Source organism: Salipiger pallidus (assembly GCF_014643635.1).
Taxonomy (GTDB): Bacteria; Pseudomonadota; Alphaproteobacteria; order Rhodobacterales; family Rhodobacteraceae; genus Salipiger; species Salipiger pallidus.
In genome coordinates this window covers 391,940-407,938 of record NZ_BMJV01000001.1, presented here as the reverse complement: position 1 = coordinate 407,938, position 15,999 = coordinate 391,940, and the positions used below count along the sequence as shown (strand labels likewise).

The 15,999-nt window shown below is 65.8% G+C and carries 12 protein-coding genes; 8 read left to right on the top strand and 4 right to left on the bottom strand.

What is annotated here, in order from left to right:
- The first annotated feature begins 261 nt into the window (after positions 1–261).
- The 3 genes from IEX41_RS01930 to IEX41_RS01920 all read left to right on the top strand — a co-directional run bounded on the left by IEX41_RS01930 (position 262) and on the right by IEX41_RS01920 (position 5,601).
- Entirely contained in the window at positions 262–3,048 is a 2,787-nt protein-coding gene (locus IEX41_RS01930; RefSeq protein WP_188788287.1) for a [protein-PII] uridylyltransferase family protein, read from the top strand.
- The gene (locus IEX41_RS01925) at positions 3,045–3,329 is read left to right on the top strand and encodes a hypothetical protein (RefSeq protein ID WP_188788285.1); all 285 of its coding nucleotides are present in this window, start codon (positions 3,045–3,047) and stop codon (positions 3,327–3,329) included. The genes IEX41_RS01930 and IEX41_RS01925 overlap by 4 nt, the downstream gene beginning before the upstream one ends.
- Positions 3,330–3,498: 169 nt before the next feature.
- Complete coding sequence (locus IEX41_RS01920; RefSeq protein WP_188788283.1) at positions 3,499–5,601, top strand: OmpA family protein; 2,103 nt, start codon at positions 3,499–3,501, stop codon at positions 5,599–5,601.
- A 139-nt stretch (positions 5,602–5,740) separates the two neighbouring features.
- On the opposite strand, the gene IEX41_RS01915 is transcribed toward IEX41_RS01920, so the two are convergent.
- A complete protein-coding gene (locus IEX41_RS01915; protein ID WP_188788282.1) occupies positions 5,741–7,348 on the bottom strand; it encodes a peptide chain release factor 3 in 1,608 nt (535 codons plus the stop codon).
- Between the two features lie 86 nt (positions 7,349–7,434).
- Here IEX41_RS01915 and IEX41_RS01910 point away from each other — a divergent pair, with 86 nt between their 5' ends.
- Positions 7,435–7,689: a DUF7218 family protein gene (locus tag IEX41_RS01910; protein WP_188788280.1), complete on the top strand. Its 255-nt coding sequence runs from the start codon at positions 7,435–7,437 to the stop codon at positions 7,687–7,689.
- Positions 7,690–8,031: 342 nt separating this feature from the next.
- Here IEX41_RS01910 and IEX41_RS01905 read toward each other — a convergent pair whose 3' ends face one another.
- Complete coding sequence (locus IEX41_RS01905) at positions 8,032–9,048, bottom strand: Hint domain-containing protein (protein WP_188788278.1); 1,017 nt, start codon at positions 9,046–9,048, stop codon at positions 8,032–8,034.
- A 178-nt stretch (positions 9,049–9,226) separates the two neighbouring features.
- On the opposite strand from IEX41_RS01905, the gene IEX41_RS01900 reads away from it, so the two are divergent.
- The 4 genes from IEX41_RS01900 (at position 9,227) to der (ending at position 13,825) form a co-directional block, all read left to right on the top strand.
- Positions 9,227–10,006, top strand: a complete 780-nt coding sequence (locus IEX41_RS01900) for an SDR family oxidoreductase (protein WP_188788276.1) — start codon at positions 9,227–9,229, stop codon at positions 10,004–10,006.
- Positions 10,007–10,216: 210 nt separating this feature from the next.
- Positions 10,217–10,873, top strand: a complete 657-nt coding sequence (locus tag IEX41_RS01895) for a tetratricopeptide repeat protein (RefSeq protein WP_188788274.1) — start codon at positions 10,217–10,219, stop codon at positions 10,871–10,873.
- 36 nt (positions 10,874–10,909) lie between these two features.
- A complete protein-coding gene (locus IEX41_RS01890) occupies positions 10,910–12,241 on the top strand; it encodes an outer membrane protein assembly factor BamB family protein (RefSeq protein WP_308421479.1) in 1,332 nt (443 codons plus the stop codon).
- Positions 12,242–12,358: 117 nt separating this feature from the next.
- Positions 12,359–13,825 (top strand): ribosome biogenesis GTPase Der, encoded by a 1,467-nt coding sequence (gene der, locus IEX41_RS01885; RefSeq protein WP_188788272.1) that lies wholly within the window; start codon positions 12,359–12,361, stop codon positions 13,823–13,825.
- Positions 13,826–14,131: 306 nt separating this feature from the next.
- Here the strand turns inward: der and IEX41_RS01880 are convergent, their stop codons facing one another.
- Both IEX41_RS01880 and IEX41_RS01875 read right to left on the bottom strand, forming a co-directional pair.
- Complete coding sequence (locus IEX41_RS01880) at positions 14,132–15,094, bottom strand: zinc-binding metallopeptidase family protein (RefSeq protein ID WP_188788269.1); 963 nt, start codon at positions 15,092–15,094, stop codon at positions 14,132–14,134.
- Between the two features lie 200 nt (positions 15,095–15,294).
- Positions 15,295–15,996: a TspO-related membrane protein gene (locus tag IEX41_RS01875; protein ID WP_188788267.1), complete on the bottom strand. Its 702-nt coding sequence runs from the start codon at positions 15,994–15,996 to the stop codon at positions 15,295–15,297.
- Positions 15,997–15,999 lie beyond the last annotated feature (3 nt).

Below are 15,999 nucleotides of genomic sequence, written 5' to 3'. Positions count from 1 at the left end.
TGCGTGGGAGACAGACCATTGCGGCCGGGAAGGTGCAAGTCCGCACGGCCACTGCATTCCGCTTCTCGCAAGTGTCCATATCCTGTCACACACGGCCGTACCTGACCTGTTGCGCGGGGGCGTTCCTCTGCGGTTGCAGACGGCCTTGCCGGTGCACGCGGGCGTGTCCTTTTTGCTGGCCATCGCTACGCCTGTTCCAAGAGACGCAACGACGCATGTCCCATTGCGCGCAGGCGACCGAATGCCCATACAAGAGGCACCATGAGTATCGCCAGCCGCATCACCCGCCTGCCACGCCCCTTCGAGACCGAGCTTGGCGAAGAAGCCCTCGCGTCCTGTCCCTGGGCCGACGGTCCCGTCGCCGAACTGATCGCAGGGGCTGGTGGGTCCAGCCCCTATCTGCATGGCCTGCTTCAGCGCGAGGGGGCATGGCTTGAAGACGCCGTGCAGGCCCCCGAAGATGCGCTCGAGGCGGTGCTTGCGGGCCTGCCAGAGCTGCCGGACGACAAGGTTGAAAGCGGCCTGCGGACCGCCAAGCGGCGGCTGGCGCTGCTGACCGCGCTGGCGGACCTGTCTGGGGCTTGGAGCCTCGAGGAGGTCACCGGCGCGCTGACCCGGCTGGCGGAGGGCGCGGTGCAGCGCGCGCTCGAGGTGTCGCTGGCGCGCGAGGTCAGGCGCGGCAAGCTGCCCGGTGTGTCGTCTGAGGATAACCTCGGCGACGCCTGCGGCATGGTGGTTCTGGCCATGGGCAAAATGGGCGCCTACGAGCTCAACTACAGCTCTGACATCGACCTCATCTGCCTGTTCGATCAGGACCGGTTCGACAGCGACGATTTCCACGAAGCGCGGTCTGCCTTCGTACGGGCGACGCGCCGGATGACGGCCCTACTGAGTGATCTCACCGGCGAAGGCTATGTCTTCCGTACCGACCTGCGACTGCGTCCCGATCCGGCGGTGACGCCGGTGTGCATCTCCATGGAAGCAGCCGAGCGCTACTACGAAAGCCTTGGACGGGCCTGGGAGCGGGCGGCCTACGTCAAGGCACGGCCCTGCGCCGGCGACATCGATGCGGGCGAACGGTTCCTCGATGCGCTGCGGCCCTTCGTGTGGCGGCGGCACCTCGATTTCACCGCGGTGCAGGATGCTCATGACATGCGGCTGCGCTACCGGGACCGTAAGGGCCATGGCGCGATCAGCCTGCAGGGACACGACATGAAGCTGGGCCGGGGCGGCATCCGGGAAATCGAGTTCTTCACCCAGACCCGCCAGATCATTGCCGGCGGCCGCGAGCCCGAGCTGCGGGTGCGCGGCACCGTGGACGGGCTGCGGGTGTTGGCTGAAACGGGATGGGTGCCGAGGGACGTGACAGATCGGCTGGTGGACCACTATCGCGCCCACCGCGAGGTCGAGCACCGGGTCCAGATGCTGCGCGACGCGCAGACCCATCAGCTGCCGTCTACCAACGAGGGGTTCCACCGGCTTGCCGCGCTCATGGGTGCCGACGCCAAAGACCTCGGGGATACGATCCGGGCTCGGCTTGACGAGGTGCATGCGCTGACCGAGGATTTCTTCGTGCCCGATGGTCCGACCTCGGCCTGCGGCGACATCCCCGAAGAGCTGGAATGCAGCGACGAGGTGGCACGCTGGCCCAACTACCCGGCGCTACGGTCGGGGCGAGCGGTGGAAATCTTCAAGCGCCTGCGCCCCGAGATCCTTGGACGCCTCGCCCGTGCCGACCGTCCGAAGGAGGCTCTGGCGGCCTTTGACGGCTTCCTCGCGGGGCTGCCTGCCGGGGTGCAGCTTTTCGCGCTGTTCGATGCCAACCCGCAGCTTATTGACCTGCTTGTGGACATCGTGTCGACGTCGCCGGACCTTGCACGCTACCTGTCGCGCAATGCTGCGGTGTTCGACGCGGTGATCGGCGGGGATTTCTTCAGCGCGTGGCCCGGGGCGTCGGCGCTGACCGCGGGCCTGTCGGAGGTGCTGTCGCGCGAGGAGGATTATGAGAGCCGCCTCGACATGGCGCGGCGCTGGACCCGTGAATGGCATTTCCGCGTGGGCGTGCACTTGCTGCGCGGGCTCTCCGAACCCGAGGAAGCGGGGCAGCAGTATGCAGACCTTGCGGGCGCCGTGCTTGCGGCGCTTTTTCCGGTCGTGCAGGAGGAGTTCGCCCGCAAGCACGGGCCCGCGCCGGGGCGCGGCGCGGCGCTGCTGGGAATGGGATCGCTCGGGGCGGGGCGGCTGCATGCTCTGTCCGATCTCGACCTCATCGTGATCTATGATCCCGACGGGGTCGAGGCCTCGGAGGGACGTCGCCCGCTGCCCTCTCGGCAGTACTATGCCCGGCTGACACAGGCGCTTATCACCGCGATGACCGCGCCCATGGCCGAGGGCAAGCTTTACGAGGTGGACATGCGCCTGCGCCCCTCGGGGAACCAGGGGCCAGTGGCCACGGCGCTGTCGTCCTTCAGCGACTACCAGCGCACCGAGGCTTGGGTGTGGGAGCACCTTGCGCTGACCCGCGCGCGGGTCGTGACCGGCCCGCCGGAACTGGCCGCCGAGGTCGAGGCGCTGCGCACGGATGTGCTGGCCCTCCCGCAGGAGGGTGACAAGGTACTGGCCGAACTCGCCAACATGCGCCGCCGTATCCATGCGGCCAAGGGGCAGGGCGATCCGTGGGATCCCAAGATCGGTCGGGGCCGCCTGCAGGATATCGAGCTTTTCGCGCAGGCCGCCGCGCTGCTGTCTGGCAGTGGGCCGCGGCGGACCTCGCGTGGGCTGGCCGCTGCGGCCAGGCTGGCGTTGGTGAGCCGCGAGGACGCTGACCACCTCGCCGCAACCGCCCGCCTGTGCTGGAGCCTGCAGATCGGCGCGCGTCTCATCACCGAAGGGGCGTTCGACGCGCAGGAGGCGGGGGCGGGCGGGCGCGCCTTCCTTACCCGGCTGACCGGCACGGAAAGCCCGCAGGCCCTGCGCGATACGTTGGCAGACATGACCGCCCGCGCCGCCGCCATCATCGACACAGCATTGCCCGAGGACAGCCAATGACCGCCATCGAAAATGCAGACAAGGGCCACGATCCCAAGGGCTTGATCCGAGAAGCCTACAAAATCGACGGCATCGGTCCGGGTGAATGCCGATCGATCTTTCTTGATTGGGCCCTGTCCCTGCCCGAGGACACCGAGACGGAGCGTCACATCGAGGCGCTGCTGCGCCGCCACGATGATGCGCCGGACCATCCCATGTCGCAGGTGCTGCGCGAAGGGCTGGTATCGGGCAGCGGCGCGCAACGCAGGGGCGGCGCACGGGGACGGCGCGGCAAGCTCTGACCCCGGGAGCGGAGGGCAGGACCTGAGGCAGGGTGGGGGGCTGGACCGCAAAAGGAGCCACTTGGCTCTTTCGGCAGAATCCCGCCGCTGGTTTGAACCAATACGATATGCCGTGCGTTAAAACCTTCGACCGCTGCCGAAACGCGGCACAGAGGAAAAGGACCACAGCATGACCAGACCGCTTCTCAAGACGACCACCATGCTGGTCGTCGTCGCCAGCCTGACCAGTCCTGCTTTCGCGCAGTCGCTGGGCAACCAGCAAGCCGAAGGGGAGCTTCGCGGCAACGGAGGCCTCAATCTTGGAGAAGGCCTTGGCAACCTTGGGGCCGATGAGCTGCGCAAGCGGCTGCCGCAGCTGAAGGCTGCCTGCGAGGACGGCACGGCGCCGGAAGGCGTCAATTGCGATCGCATCGCCGAGATGCCCAGCTTGGGCGAAGCGCGCCCCGGCAATGGCAATCAAGGCAACTCGGATCAGGCCGATGGTGGTCAGGATGACGTGCCTGCCGCAAATGCTGGCGACGGCGAAAACCGAGCTCTGGGCAATGCGAACCAAGGCAATGGAAACCAAGGCAACGGCAACAACAAAGCCAACGGCAACGCGGCTCAAGCCGACTCCAGCCCCGAGCCGCAGCCCGAACCCACGGAGCAAGCAGCTCCGGAGCAGGCCGATGCACCCGCTACCGCTGAAGCTGCACCTGAAGCAGCCGACTCCCAAGTCTCCGACGAAGACATCCAGCGTCTCGAAGGTGCTCTTGGCGGCGATACAGAGGCTGAAGGTTCGGCCAATGTCGAAGCTGAAGGCACCACCGACGCTGACGCCGCCGCGGATGGTTCGCTGAACGGTTCTGGGGACCAGCCTGCGCTGAGCGACCCAATCCCGGATGCTGCCGACCGTGCCATGAGCGCAGAAGATGCGCCGGCAGAGGCAGTCCCGTCTTCTGAAGAAGCCGCCGATCAGCCGCAGGAGACTGCCGAAGAGGCACCCTCCGACGCTCCGGCGATGGCTGAAGATGCACCGGAACAAGGGAATGCCGATGGTCAGGGCGTGACCGCCGAGGAGACCCCCGCCGGTAATTCCACCGACACCGACACCGACACCGACACCGCTGCCGACAGCCCTGAGCCCACGGCACCGGCCGATGATCAAGAGCAGGCCGATCTCGCGTCTCGCATTGCCGAGCGTCTTGGCGCAGGCTCTGCCGCTGCCGCAGCGATGTCCGGTGAAGGCGAGGAGCAGGCCGGTAACGAGCCTGAGGTCGTCGAGGAACAGCTATCGGAAGACGATGTGCGCAGCTCGAACGAAGACTTCCGCACCCGCATTGGCGAGGCCACCGGCCAGCTGACCGGCAATCGCAAAGACAAGGACGACGACGACGACGACAACTCCGCACGCAATGCCTTCGGCGCGGCCGCCCTGCTTGGCCTTGGTGCCGTGGCTCTGAACGAGATCCTCGGGGACAATGCCCGCGTGGTCGAGGACACCGGCGATCGTCTCGTGGTCGAGGAAAATGGCCAGTACCGCGTACTGCGCAATGACGACGTGCTGCTGCGCCAGCCCGGCTCGGACGTGACCACCTACCGCTACGATGACGGTTCCACCCGTTCGGTCGTGGCTTACGAGGATGGCACCTCGGTTGAGACCATCAAAGCGGCAGATGGCCGCGTGCTGCGTCGCGCCCGTACCCTCCCCAACGGTCAGGAAGTCGTGCTGTTCGACGACACCCGGCAGGAAACCGAGGTCGTGATAAACGAGCTGCCTCAAGCTCAGGACAACACCCGCCGGATGAACCTGCAGGAAGTGTCCGAAACTGATCTTGCGGCGGCACTTGCCTCGCAGAATACGGATGTGGGTCGGAGCTTCTCGCTCAACCAAGTGCGCAACATCGATGCGGTGCGGCACCTGATCCCCGAGATCAGCGTAGATTCGATCAACTTCGAAACCGGCTCCGCAGCGATCCGCCCCGAGGAGGCGCGGGCCTTGGCCAGCCTCGGCAACGCGATGAAGCAGATCATTGCCGACAATCCCGGCGAAGTCTTCCTGATCGAAGGCCACACGGATGCGGTGGGCGCATGGAGCTACAACCTTGCTCTGTCAGACCGCCGTGCGGAATCGGTGGCGCTTGCGCTGACCGAGTACTTCCAGGTGCCGCCTGAGAACATGGTGCTTCAGGGGTACGGCGAAGGTGACCTCGCGGTGGAAACCCAAGCCGCCGAGCGCGCCAACCGCCGCGCAGGTGTGCGCCGCATCACTCCGCTGCTTCAGGGCAGCTGAGCGCTTCGCGACCCGTGAAACGATAAGGGGCGGCCCGCTTGGGCCGCCCCTTTTTTTGTGTCCGGAAAGTTTTCTATCATGGATCGTGAAACGCCCGGTGACGGCCAAGGCTTGGAGCGCAAGCGCTCCTGCCGGTGCATCACACCATCATTTCCTTGGTCGCCGAGAGGGTCACGTCGGGATAGTCCCGCACCACCCTGTCGATGTCCCACTGCATCCGGGTGAGGTAGACCACGTCGCCGTCGTTATCATGCGCGATGTGCTGCTTGTTGGCGTTGACGAACTTGTCCACTGCCAGCTTGTCCCCATGCACCCAGCGCGCCGAGGTGAACTGCGAGCCCTCAAAACGCACGGGCAGGCCATATTCCTGCTCGATCCGCGCGCCCAGAACCTCGAACTGCAGCGCGCCGACAACGCCCACGATGTAGCCGGAACCGATATCGGGCTTGAACACCTTGGCCGCGCCTTCCTCGGCGAACTGGAACAGCGCCTTCTCGAGGTGCTTGGCCTTCATCGGATCGCCCGCGCGCACGCCCTGCAGAAGTTCGGGCGCAAATGACGGGATTCCGGTGACCTTCAGCGCCTCGCCTTCGGTGAGCGTGTCGCCGATGCGCAGTTGCCCGTGGTTGGGGATGCCGATGATGTCGCCGGCCCACGCCTCTTCGGCCAGCTCGCGGTCAGCGGCAAGGAACAGCACCGGGCTTGCGATGCTCATGGGCTTTTTCGTGCGGACATGGGTCAGCTTCATGCCGCGTTCGAAATGGCCCGACGACAGGCGGACAAAGGCGATGCGGTCGCGGTGCTTGGGGTCCATGTTGGCCTGCACCTTGAACACGAAGCCTGCCACCTTCTTCTCATCAGGCGAGATCTGCCGCGGCTCGGCTTTGGTGGGCTGCGGCTCGGGGGCGAGGTTGCCGATGCCGTCCATCAGTTCGCGCACGCCGAAGGAGTTGATCGCCGAGCCGAACCAGATCGGCGTCAGGTGGCCTTCGAGAACCGATTGCGCATCTAGCTGCGGCAGCAGCTCACGCGCCATCTCGACCTCTTCGCGCAGCTTTTCCAGCAGGTCGGCGGGGATGTGCTCGTCGAGCTTGGGATCGTCCAGCCCCTCGAGCTTGATGCTTTCGGCGACCTTGTTGCGGTCCGCCCGGTCCATCAGCTCGAGCCGGTTGCGCACCATGTCGTAGCAGCCGAGGAAATCGCGACCCATGCCGATGGGCCAGCTTGCCGGGGTCACGTCGATGGCAAGGTTTTCCTGGATCTCGTCGATGATCTCGAAGACATCGCGGGCCTCGCGGTCCATCTTGTTGCAGAAGGTCAGGATCGGCAGATCTCGCAGGCGGCAGACCTCGAACAGCTTCTGGGTCTGGGATTCGACGCCCTTGGCGCCGTCGATCACCATGACTGCCGCGTCCACCGCCGTCAGCGTTCGGTAGGTGTCCTCGGAGAAATCCGAGTGGCCGGGCGTGTCCACGAGGTTGTAACGGTACTGCCCGTAATCGAACGACATGGCCGAGGCAGAGACCGAGATCCCGCGCTCCTGCTCCATTTTCATGAAGTCCGACCGGGTGCGCCGGGCCTCGCCCTTGGCGCGCACCTGCCCGGCCATCTGGATGGCGCCGCCATACAGGAGGAATTTCTCGGTCAGCGTCGTCTTGCCGGCGTCCGGGTGCGAGATGATCGCAAAGGTACGGCGGCGGGCGATTTCCGCGGGCAGGTCGGGGCGGTTCGAAGGGGTGTCCAGCATGGGCGCGATATAGCTGCGCCGTGCGCTATTGGGAAGGGGAACCGCACGGGTCTCCTGAGCGTTTCGACCGTAAAGGGAGAGACGCCATGCCCAATCCGAGCCTCAAGGACGAGAAACTCTACGAAGACCTGCGCGACAAAGGCATGTCCAAGGAAAAGGCCGCCCGCATTTCCAATGCCAAGGCCAATCCCGACATGCACCCCTCAGAAAAAGGCGGCAAGGCGCCTGCCTACGAGGACTGGACCAAGGATGACCTTTACAGCCGCGCGCAAGAACTGGAGATCGAGGGACGCTCGGACATGACAAAGGACGAGCTGATCAACGCGCTGCGCAATCACTGACTGGCAAAGGGATGCGCAGACCCTCCGTCGGTCGGGAGCGGCGTTCAGGGCAAGCCATCCCGACCCCGAGCCGTCATGCCCAAGATGCCGCGCGGCCACCTCGGGTCGCATCGCGCCGCCGCCTCAGCGACAAGGACGCCAACGTTATGGTGTTCACTCTCCGTTTTTCCAAATACCCTGGGAGTTCCCAAAATACGCGGGGGAGTGTTTGTGCGCCACGGTGGCAGAGCTCTATCCCAACACCCCCCCAACCCGTGATGGCCTATCCAATCGCGCTGGGGGTGGGATTTGCCCACCGTCCTATAACCACGCCCACCGGCGTTCAAGCAACGAAGCGCAGGCCTAGCCGCGCGATGACTTGCGCAGCAGTTCCGCAAGGTCGGGCCGGTCCAGAAGGGCCTCGTGAACCTCGAGATCCCCATGATCGCTCTTGCGATGACTAGGCAGGAGCTGCCCGATCCGGTCGCCCAGTTCCTCGGGCAGGGCAGCGCGCGTCCGGGTGTCCACCAGCATGGATTCGGCGGCGATCCCCTCGGCATAGATGATCTGATGATGGTCGAAAATCATCTGGTAGAAATCGATGAACCCACCCTCAACCCTGGTGATCGTGTCGCCATTCACCAAGTGACGCGCCTTGACCAGAAGCTCGGCTCGCCCGGCTCCAAGCCGATCCTGCCGCTGGTAGATGAACAGACGGTGATCAGGGCCCACCAGGAGGTCGCCTGAGTTGTTGAGCACACCGGCTTTGATCAGGATCGGCGCGAAGGCCCCGGCGGCGCGGGTGGTATGGTGGCCCAGCCAGCGCACCGGCTGCGGCCCGTCGTCACGGGTCAGCACCCGGTCTCCCACCGCAAGCTCCTCGACCGGCTTCTGCGCGCCCGATGCCATGGTGATCAGTGTGCCGCGGGTGAAAGACACGCAAGCTACCTGCGCGAATGTCTGCAACGCCGCCTCGCGCGAAATACCCACCAGCGCGTAATCCTGCCGCGGGGTCATCGCCCCCAACGCCAGGAACAGCACGCCCGCGACGCCGCCGTCCTCGTCGGTTTCCACCAGCACCAGCCCCTCGGTGGTCTGGCCGTCGCCGGACATGAAGGTCACCGCGCAATCAAGGTGCAGGTCGGCACCGGGCGCAGCGATTTCGGTGTCGGGCGCAATTGCGAAAGGCTGCTCGCTCGACGGATAAAGCGACAAGCGGTGCAGCCCGGCAACCGGCGACAGACGGTAGATGTCGTCCAGGACGAGGTCGTCGGCAAAGCTCAGCCCGTCGCCGAGATTTGCGCCGTTGACGACGCGTATCTGTTCGGCGCGATAGACGCGGACGCTGTGCGCTGCGCGTGCTCCGTGCGACTGGCTCATGCAGTTCCTGCCTTCCAAAAAGCGGGACGCGCTCCGCGCTGCGGCCCCATCGACCTGTGCGCCGCCTCGAAGCCGTCTCGCGACACCGGCACCATGCGGCGGTAGCATAGCCCCATTGTCTGAAAAGGGAATGTGTCATCATATGGCACCCGGTCGGAACGAAAACGAGGCACCTGTCATGGATCTTCACATCAAAGGCCGCCGTGCGGTGGTCTGCGCCTCCTCGCAGGGGCTCGGGTTCGGGTGTGCCGAAGCGCTGGCAGAGGCGGGCTGCACCGTGGTCATCAACGCCCGCCGCGAAGGCCCGCTGCTCGAAGCGGCCCAAACGCTGCGGGACCGCACCGGTGCCGAGGTCCTCACGCTCGTAGCGGATGTCACCACCCAAGACGGCCGCGCCCGGCTGCTCGACGTGGCGGGCGATGCAGACATCCTCGTCACCAACGCCGGTGGCCCGCCCCCCGGAGACTGGCAGGACTGGAACCGCGACGATTTCATCGCCGCCCTCGACGGCTCCATGCTGAGCCCGATTGCCCTGATGCAGGCGCTGGTGCCGGGGATGATGCAGCGCGGCTGGGGCAGGGTGGTCAACATCACCTCGAGCTCGGTCAAGGCACCGATCCGGCCGCTCGGCCTGTCGAACTCCGCCCGCGCCGGCCTCACCGGATTTGTCGCCGGCATGGCCCGGGAGGTGGCGAAACATGGCGTTGCCATCAACAACCTGCTGCCCGGCGTGCATGACACCGCCCGGATCGACCAGATGGACGACCATGCCGCCAGCCAGCAAAGCATCACCCGCGCTGAAGCCCGCGCAAGCCGCGCGGCCTCGATCCCAGCCGCGCGCTACGGGGACGCCGGCGATTTCGGCCGCATGTGCGCCTTCCTCTGTTCGTCCCACGCGGGCTACATCATCGGTCAGAACATCCTTCTCGACGGTGGCGCCACCAACGCCACCCTGTAACGCGCCTCGGATTTCCTTTGACCTCAAGTATCCCGGGGGAGACCCGCAGGGTCGGGGGCAGCGCCCCCCTCTTGCGCCCCGTTCCGCCGCCCGCCACCGGCGTATCCGGGGCGCGGAAGTCCTGGCCGCATCAGGCGGATGCTCGAGGGTGCCTTGGCACGCCCGGCACAGGCCTGTAAGGAGGGGGCGACACAAGACCGGAGAGGCCCCTTGAGCGATACCGACAGTTTCATCGACGAGGTGACAGAAGAGGTCCGCCGCGACCGCCTTTACGCGCTGATCAAGCGCTGGGGCTGGGTGGCGGTGCTGCTGGTGGTGGTGCTCGTGGGCGGCGCCGCCTGGCACGAATATTCCAGCGCGCAGGACCGCGCCGCGGCGCAGGCGCTCGGAGACGAGATCCTTACCGCGCTCGAGGCCGAAGAGCCTGCCGCCCGCGCCGAGGCGCTGTCGGCCATCGACGCGCCCACCGCCGGCTCCGAGGCGATCCTGTCCATGCTGCTCGCCGCCGAGGCAGGCAGGGCCGGGGACGAGGCCGCTGCAACGCAATCGCTCGAGGCGGTCGCTGCCAATGATGGCGTGCCGGAGATCTACCGCGAGATCGCCAGCTTCAAGGCCCTGAGCCGCCCTGGCAGCGGCTTGTCTGCGGATGACCGCCGCGCCGGGCTCGAGGCCCTGGCGATTCCCGGCAAGCCCCTGAGGCTGCTAGCAGAAGAACAACTTGCCCTGATCGAGATCGAAGCCGGCGACAGTGACGCGGCGATCTCACGGCTGCGGGGCATCACCGAGGATTCCGAGGCGACCTCGGGCTTGCGCCAGCGCGCGTCGCAGTTGATTGTGGCGCTGGGTGGCGAAACGGACGCCGGCTGACCGGTGCGGACAAGACGGCAGAACAGGACGAGGGCAGTGGATTTGCGTATCACCACAATCACGGCGGGGCTCATCGGGCTGACCGTCCTTGCGGGCTGCGAAGAGGCCGATGTCATTCTTCCCGGCGAACGCTACGGCACGCGCGAGGTGCTCGAGGGTGCCTCGACCACCGACCCCGCGCCGATGAACGGCGCGCGGGCTATCTCCCTTCCCGCCATTTCCAGCAACGGCGCCTGGGCCCAGAGCCCGGCATCCCCGGCGATGCGCGTCGGCAACGCGGCACTGGCCGCGTCGCTGAGTCCGGTGCTGTCTGTGGACATCGGCGCGGGGGACAGCCGCCGCAACCGGCTCAATGTCGACCCGGTCGCCGCGGACGGGCGCATCTTCGCCATGGACAGCGAACACGTGCTGACCGCAGTGTCGACCTCGGGTCAGGTGCTGTGGCGCAAGCCGATGATTCCGGCCCGTGACACGGCGCAGCAGGCGCAGGGCGGCGGCCTGGCCGTCTCTGGCGGTCGGCTCTATGTCGCGTCGGGCTTTGGCAGCCTCACTGCCCTCGATCCGGCGACGGGAGCCGAGATCTGGCAACAGCAGCTGGGGGGCACAGCCACCGGCGCGCCGTCGGTGCAGGGTGATCTGGCCTACGTCGTGTCGGGCGACAGCCGTGCCTGGGCGATCGAAACGGCCACGGGCCGTATTCGCTGGCAGATCGAAAGCGTCGAGAGCATTCACAACTTCGCCGGCGCGCCGTCCCCCGCCATCGGGGCAAAGTCGGTGATCTTCGGCTTCGGCAATGGTGGCGTTCAGGCCGCCTTCCGCGAGGGTGGCATGCGGCGCTGGAACGGCGCTGTGTCGGGCAGCCGGGAGGGATATGCCATCGCGACGGTAAGCGACCTCACCGGCGGCCCTGTGATTGCCGATGGCAGGGTTTATGTAGGCAACCACTCGGGCCGCGTCGCTGCCTTCTCGGAAGGTAGCGGTGACCGGCTCTGGACCGCGCAGATGGGCACGCTCGCTCCGATCTGGCCCGCGGGAGATTCGGTGTTCCTCGTATCCGACACCTACAAACTCGTGCGACTTGATGCGTCCACGGGCGAGCAGGTTTGGTCCGTGGACCTGCCGGGCTACGAAGAGGTCCGCCGTCCGCAGCGCCGCCGCGACAGCGCCTATGCGCATCACGGCCCGATCCTCGCGGGGGGGCGGCTCATCGTTGCATCGTCCGATGGCTACCTGCGCAGCTTCGATCCCACCAATGGCGCTCTCACGGGTGTAACCGAGGTGCCGGGCGGGGCCACAACCATGCCGATCGTTGCAGGTGGTACGCTTTACGTGGTCAGCACCGATGGCCAGCTGCTCGGCTATCGCTGAGCCGGCCCGACCGATCATATCCGGGAAAAGGGGGCTTCGGCCCCCTTTTTTCATGGCCCCTTTTCCCTTGGGCACAAATGCGCTATCGGGGCAGCTTGTGATCCCGAGGTAATCCGCATGACCTTCTCGCTCGCCATCGTCGGCCGCCCCAACGTGGGCAAGTCGACGCTCTTCAACCGGCTCGTGGGCCGGCGTCTCGCGCTGGTGGACGACCAGCCCGGGGTGACGCGCGACCTGCGCGAAGGCGAGGCGCGCCTTGGTGATCTGCGCTTTACCGTGATCGACACCGCCGGTCTCGAGGATGCCACCGACGACAGCCTGCAGGGCCGCATGCGCCGTCTGACGGAACGTGCGGTGGACATGGCCGACGTGTGCCTGTTCATGATCGACGCCCGTGTCGGCGTGACCCCGGTGGATGAGATCTTTGCCGAGATCCTGCGCAAGCGCTCCAAGCACGTGATCCTTGCCGCCAACAAGGGCGAAGGCTCTGCCGCCGACGCGGGCGTGATCGAAGCCTGGGGTCTTGGTCTCGGCGAGCCGCTGCGCCTGTCTGCAGAACATGGCGAAGGCCTGCCGGAACTCTACACTGCGCTGCAACCGCTGGCCGACGGCTATGCCGAACGCGCCGCCGAAGAAGCGCCAGAAGTCGAGGTCGACCTCCCCGAGGATGAGGACGAAGAAGACGTCGACACCTCGCTGCCCGAGCTGACCGACAAGAAGCCGCTTCAGATTGCCGTGGTGGGCCGTCCCAACGCGGGCAAGTCGACGCTCATCAACAAGATTCTCGGTGAGGACCGCCTGCTCACTGGTCCCGAGGCAGGGATCACCCGCGACGCCATCTCCGTCCGCATGGACTGGGAGGGCACGCCGATGCGCATCTTCGATACCGCCGGTATGCGTAAACGGGCCAAGGTTCAGGAAAAGCTCGAGAAACTGTCGGTGTCCGACGGTCTCCGCGCGGTCAAGTTCGCCGAGGTTGTGGTGGTGCTTCTGGATGCCGCGATCCCCTTCGAACAGCAGGACCTGCGCATCGCCGACCTCGCGGAGCGTGAGGGGCGCGCCGTGGTCGTTGCCGTGAACAAGTGGGATATCGAGGACAACAAGCAGGAAAAGCTGCGCGACCTGAAGGAAGCCTTCGACCGGCTTCTGCCGCAGCTTCGCGGCGCGCCGCTTGTGACCGTTTCGGCCCGTACCGGGCGTGGCCTCGACCGTCTCAACGCCGCTATCATGAAGGCGTGGCAGACGTGGAACCGCCGCATCTCCACCGGTCAGCTCAACCGCTGGCTCGAGGGCATGGTGTCGAGCCACCCGCCCCCCGCGCCGCAGGGCAAGCGCATCAAGCTGCGCTACATGACCCAGGCCAAGACCCGCCCGCCGGGCTTTGTCGTGATGTGCTCGCATCCCGACAAGATGCCCGACAGCTACACGCGATACTTGGTCAATGGCCTGCGCGAGAGCTTTGACATGCCCGGCACGCCGATCCGGCTCTACATGCGCGGACAAGGAGACCGGAACCCCTACAAGGGCCGCCGCGAGAAGAACGCGGGCGCACTGAAAAAGCACCTCGGCAAAAACCGGGGCTGACCTTCAGTGCGCTCCCCCCGATGACATTGCCTCAGAGGGGGCACCCATGCAGATGTTTGCAGTGCCCTGTTGATCCAGCGACGCCTGCGGGGGGGGGGACGAGCTTGTCGACCAGACATCATGCAGCTTCGCAAGGTGGCACAATGCGCGCTGCTCCCTTCCTGGCCAAATGGCTAACCTATTCCTGACGCCTTCTCGAAAATACGCCCCTCAGGGTGCCGCTCTGTTTCCATTAGCCTCAGATGTCTAGGGGGCGGCCGCAGGTAGCGGAGCAAAGCACCCTCTGAAGCCAAACGGCACGAAGGATCAGCTGGCGTTGCGCCTCAGCCATCCGTGCGCAAAAGAGATCTTCTCGCGAACGCCCTGGGTGAGGACGAACGGGTAGAGGTCCGGCAGATCCATCGCACGGTTCACGTGGTTGATGGCGATAGCCATGTCCACCGCCATGGAAATCTCGGCATCCACATCGGCGGTGGCATAGGGGTCGTGGCCCGGTTTCGGTCCTTCGGGAAGTGACAGCGAGACGGCGGCGGCACTGTCCAGAAGATCGATCAGATGCATCAGATGCGCCAGGGTTTCCGCCCAGTCCTCATGGGGGTGAGCGTTGGCGTAACTCGTGATATGATCGTAATCTGCCGGCTCGGGGTCATCATAATGGCGCTCGAGTGCCTTGCCGTAATCGGCACGCTCATCGCCAAAGACGGTGCGGAACTGGTCAAGGAACTCGGGCGAGTCCGACAGACGCACAAAGAGGAAATGCGCCGTTTCGTGGCGCATGTGCCCCAGCATGGACCGGTAAAGCTCGCTCAGCTGTTCCTGCCGTTTGACAATCTCGGCCTCGCTTGCCTCCGACACGTTGATCGTGATGGTGCCGTTTGCGTGGCCCATGACCACGTTGGCGTCCCCGGCGGCTGTCACTTCAGACAGCATCTTGAACACTGGCCTGTCCCCGGGATCGGCAGGGGTAAACCAGCCCCACCGCATGAGGCTGGCAAGCATCCAGCGCTTGGCCAGTTCCGAGGTTTCCCAAAGAGGGCGGTTTGCATCTTCGCGCAGGTCGGGGAGCACTTCTGTCATGGCACAGGAGCGGCACAGCCCTCCGTTCTCCGCCAGCCAGTTGCAACCGATGATCTCACGATTGGCACAAGGGTCGCGCAGCGGAACCATGGCCTGGCTGTCCGGGGCAAAGCTGACCTGTTCGCCGCAGACACAGCCGGTGTTGTGAAAATAGAGAGACGCGCCGCAATTGGGGCATGTGAAAATCTGCATGTGACGTCGGTCCTGATCACGTGGTGCAGGCAGGAACGTTCCGCCGTCATCGGCGGTTCCCGCGACGCGATCAGGTATCTGCCCGATCAATCCGGAAATGTCGGGACAAGGATCGCGCAGCACCCTTCAAGGCAAAGGCAGGGAGCGAAGAGGCGAGGAGGAAGGGCAAGGCGAACCTGTCGCCTTGCCCTTCTCTGGTATCATTCAGTATCGGTCGCTCGCAGCGCGAGGATCGCCACGATGCCAATCACAGCCACGCCGACCACGGCGATGTTGAGCGGTGCGGTGTTGGCGATGATGACCGCGACCAGCGCCCAGATCACCGTGATGCCGTAAAGCGGCGCACGGTGCAGGCGGTACTGGATCACCAGCGCAATGGCGAGGGCGATCCCGAGCCCCACCAGAGCCGCCGATGTCGGCCCGAGCAGGCCGTAGCCGCCCAGCAGAAAGCCCACGGCCACAGGTGCGGCGGCGGTAAGCCAGCCGGCGTAGATTGCCACCGGCGAGGTTTGCAGCCAGCGGTCCATGTCCCCGGTCAGGAACAGCGCCACAATGGCGGTGACCAGCATCGCCCAGATCATCACCGTGGCGATGATCGGCGACATGCCTGCCACCGGCAGCCACGGCACGCCGATGAGGATGCTGATCGTCAGCCACTTGCGATGAGGTTGCCAGTCGGCCTCTTCACTGCGGCGCAGCAGGCCAAAGCCGGTGCCCGCGAGAAGCCACAGCACGATGAGCCCCCATATGGCAAAGGCGTAGCCCGCCGGCTGGACCGGCGGATTGTCCTGGGGCACCGGGAAGGCCTCGGGGGGATAGCCCCCGAAACCGCTCCAGCTGAGGACCACCGCCGCGAAGGCGAGGGTCACGATGAAGGTGGCAGCGGCCATGAGCTTCTGCATGGC

What these genes read in the sequence shown, in the direction of transcription:
- IEX41_RS01880 (WP_188788269.1), bottom strand. Translation starts at nt 15,094, where the DNA reads ATGCAGATTTTCACATGCCCCAATTGCGGCGCGTCTCTCTATTTTCAC.
- IEX41_RS01905 (WP_188788278.1), bottom strand. Translation starts at nt 9,048, where the DNA reads ATGAGCCAGTCGCACGGAGCACGCGCAGCGCACAGCGTCCGCGTCTAT.
- der (WP_188788272.1), top strand. Translation starts at nt 12,359, where the DNA reads ATGACCTTCTCGCTCGCCATCGTCGGCCGCCCCAACGTGGGCAAGTCG.
- IEX41_RS01930 (WP_188788287.1), top strand. Translation starts at nt 262, where the DNA reads ATGAGTATCGCCAGCCGCATCACCCGCCTGCCACGCCCCTTCGAGACC.
- IEX41_RS01910 (WP_188788280.1), top strand. Translation starts at nt 7,435, where the DNA reads ATGCCCAATCCGAGCCTCAAGGACGAGAAACTCTACGAAGACCTGCGC.
- IEX41_RS01915 (WP_188788282.1), bottom strand. Translation starts at nt 7,348, where the DNA reads ATGCTGGACACCCCTTCGAACCGCCCCGACCTGCCCGCGGAAATCGCC.
- IEX41_RS01875 (WP_188788267.1), bottom strand. Translation starts at nt 15,996, where the DNA reads ATGCAGAAGCTCATGGCCGCTGCCACCTTCATCGTGACCCTCGCCTTC.
- IEX41_RS01920 (WP_188788283.1), top strand. Translation starts at nt 3,499, where the DNA reads ATGACCAGACCGCTTCTCAAGACGACCACCATGCTGGTCGTCGTCGCC.
- IEX41_RS01900 (WP_188788276.1), top strand. Translation starts at nt 9,227, where the DNA reads ATGGATCTTCACATCAAAGGCCGCCGTGCGGTGGTCTGCGCCTCCTCG.
- IEX41_RS01925 (WP_188788285.1), top strand. Translation starts at nt 3,045, where the DNA reads ATGACCGCCATCGAAAATGCAGACAAGGGCCACGATCCCAAGGGCTTG.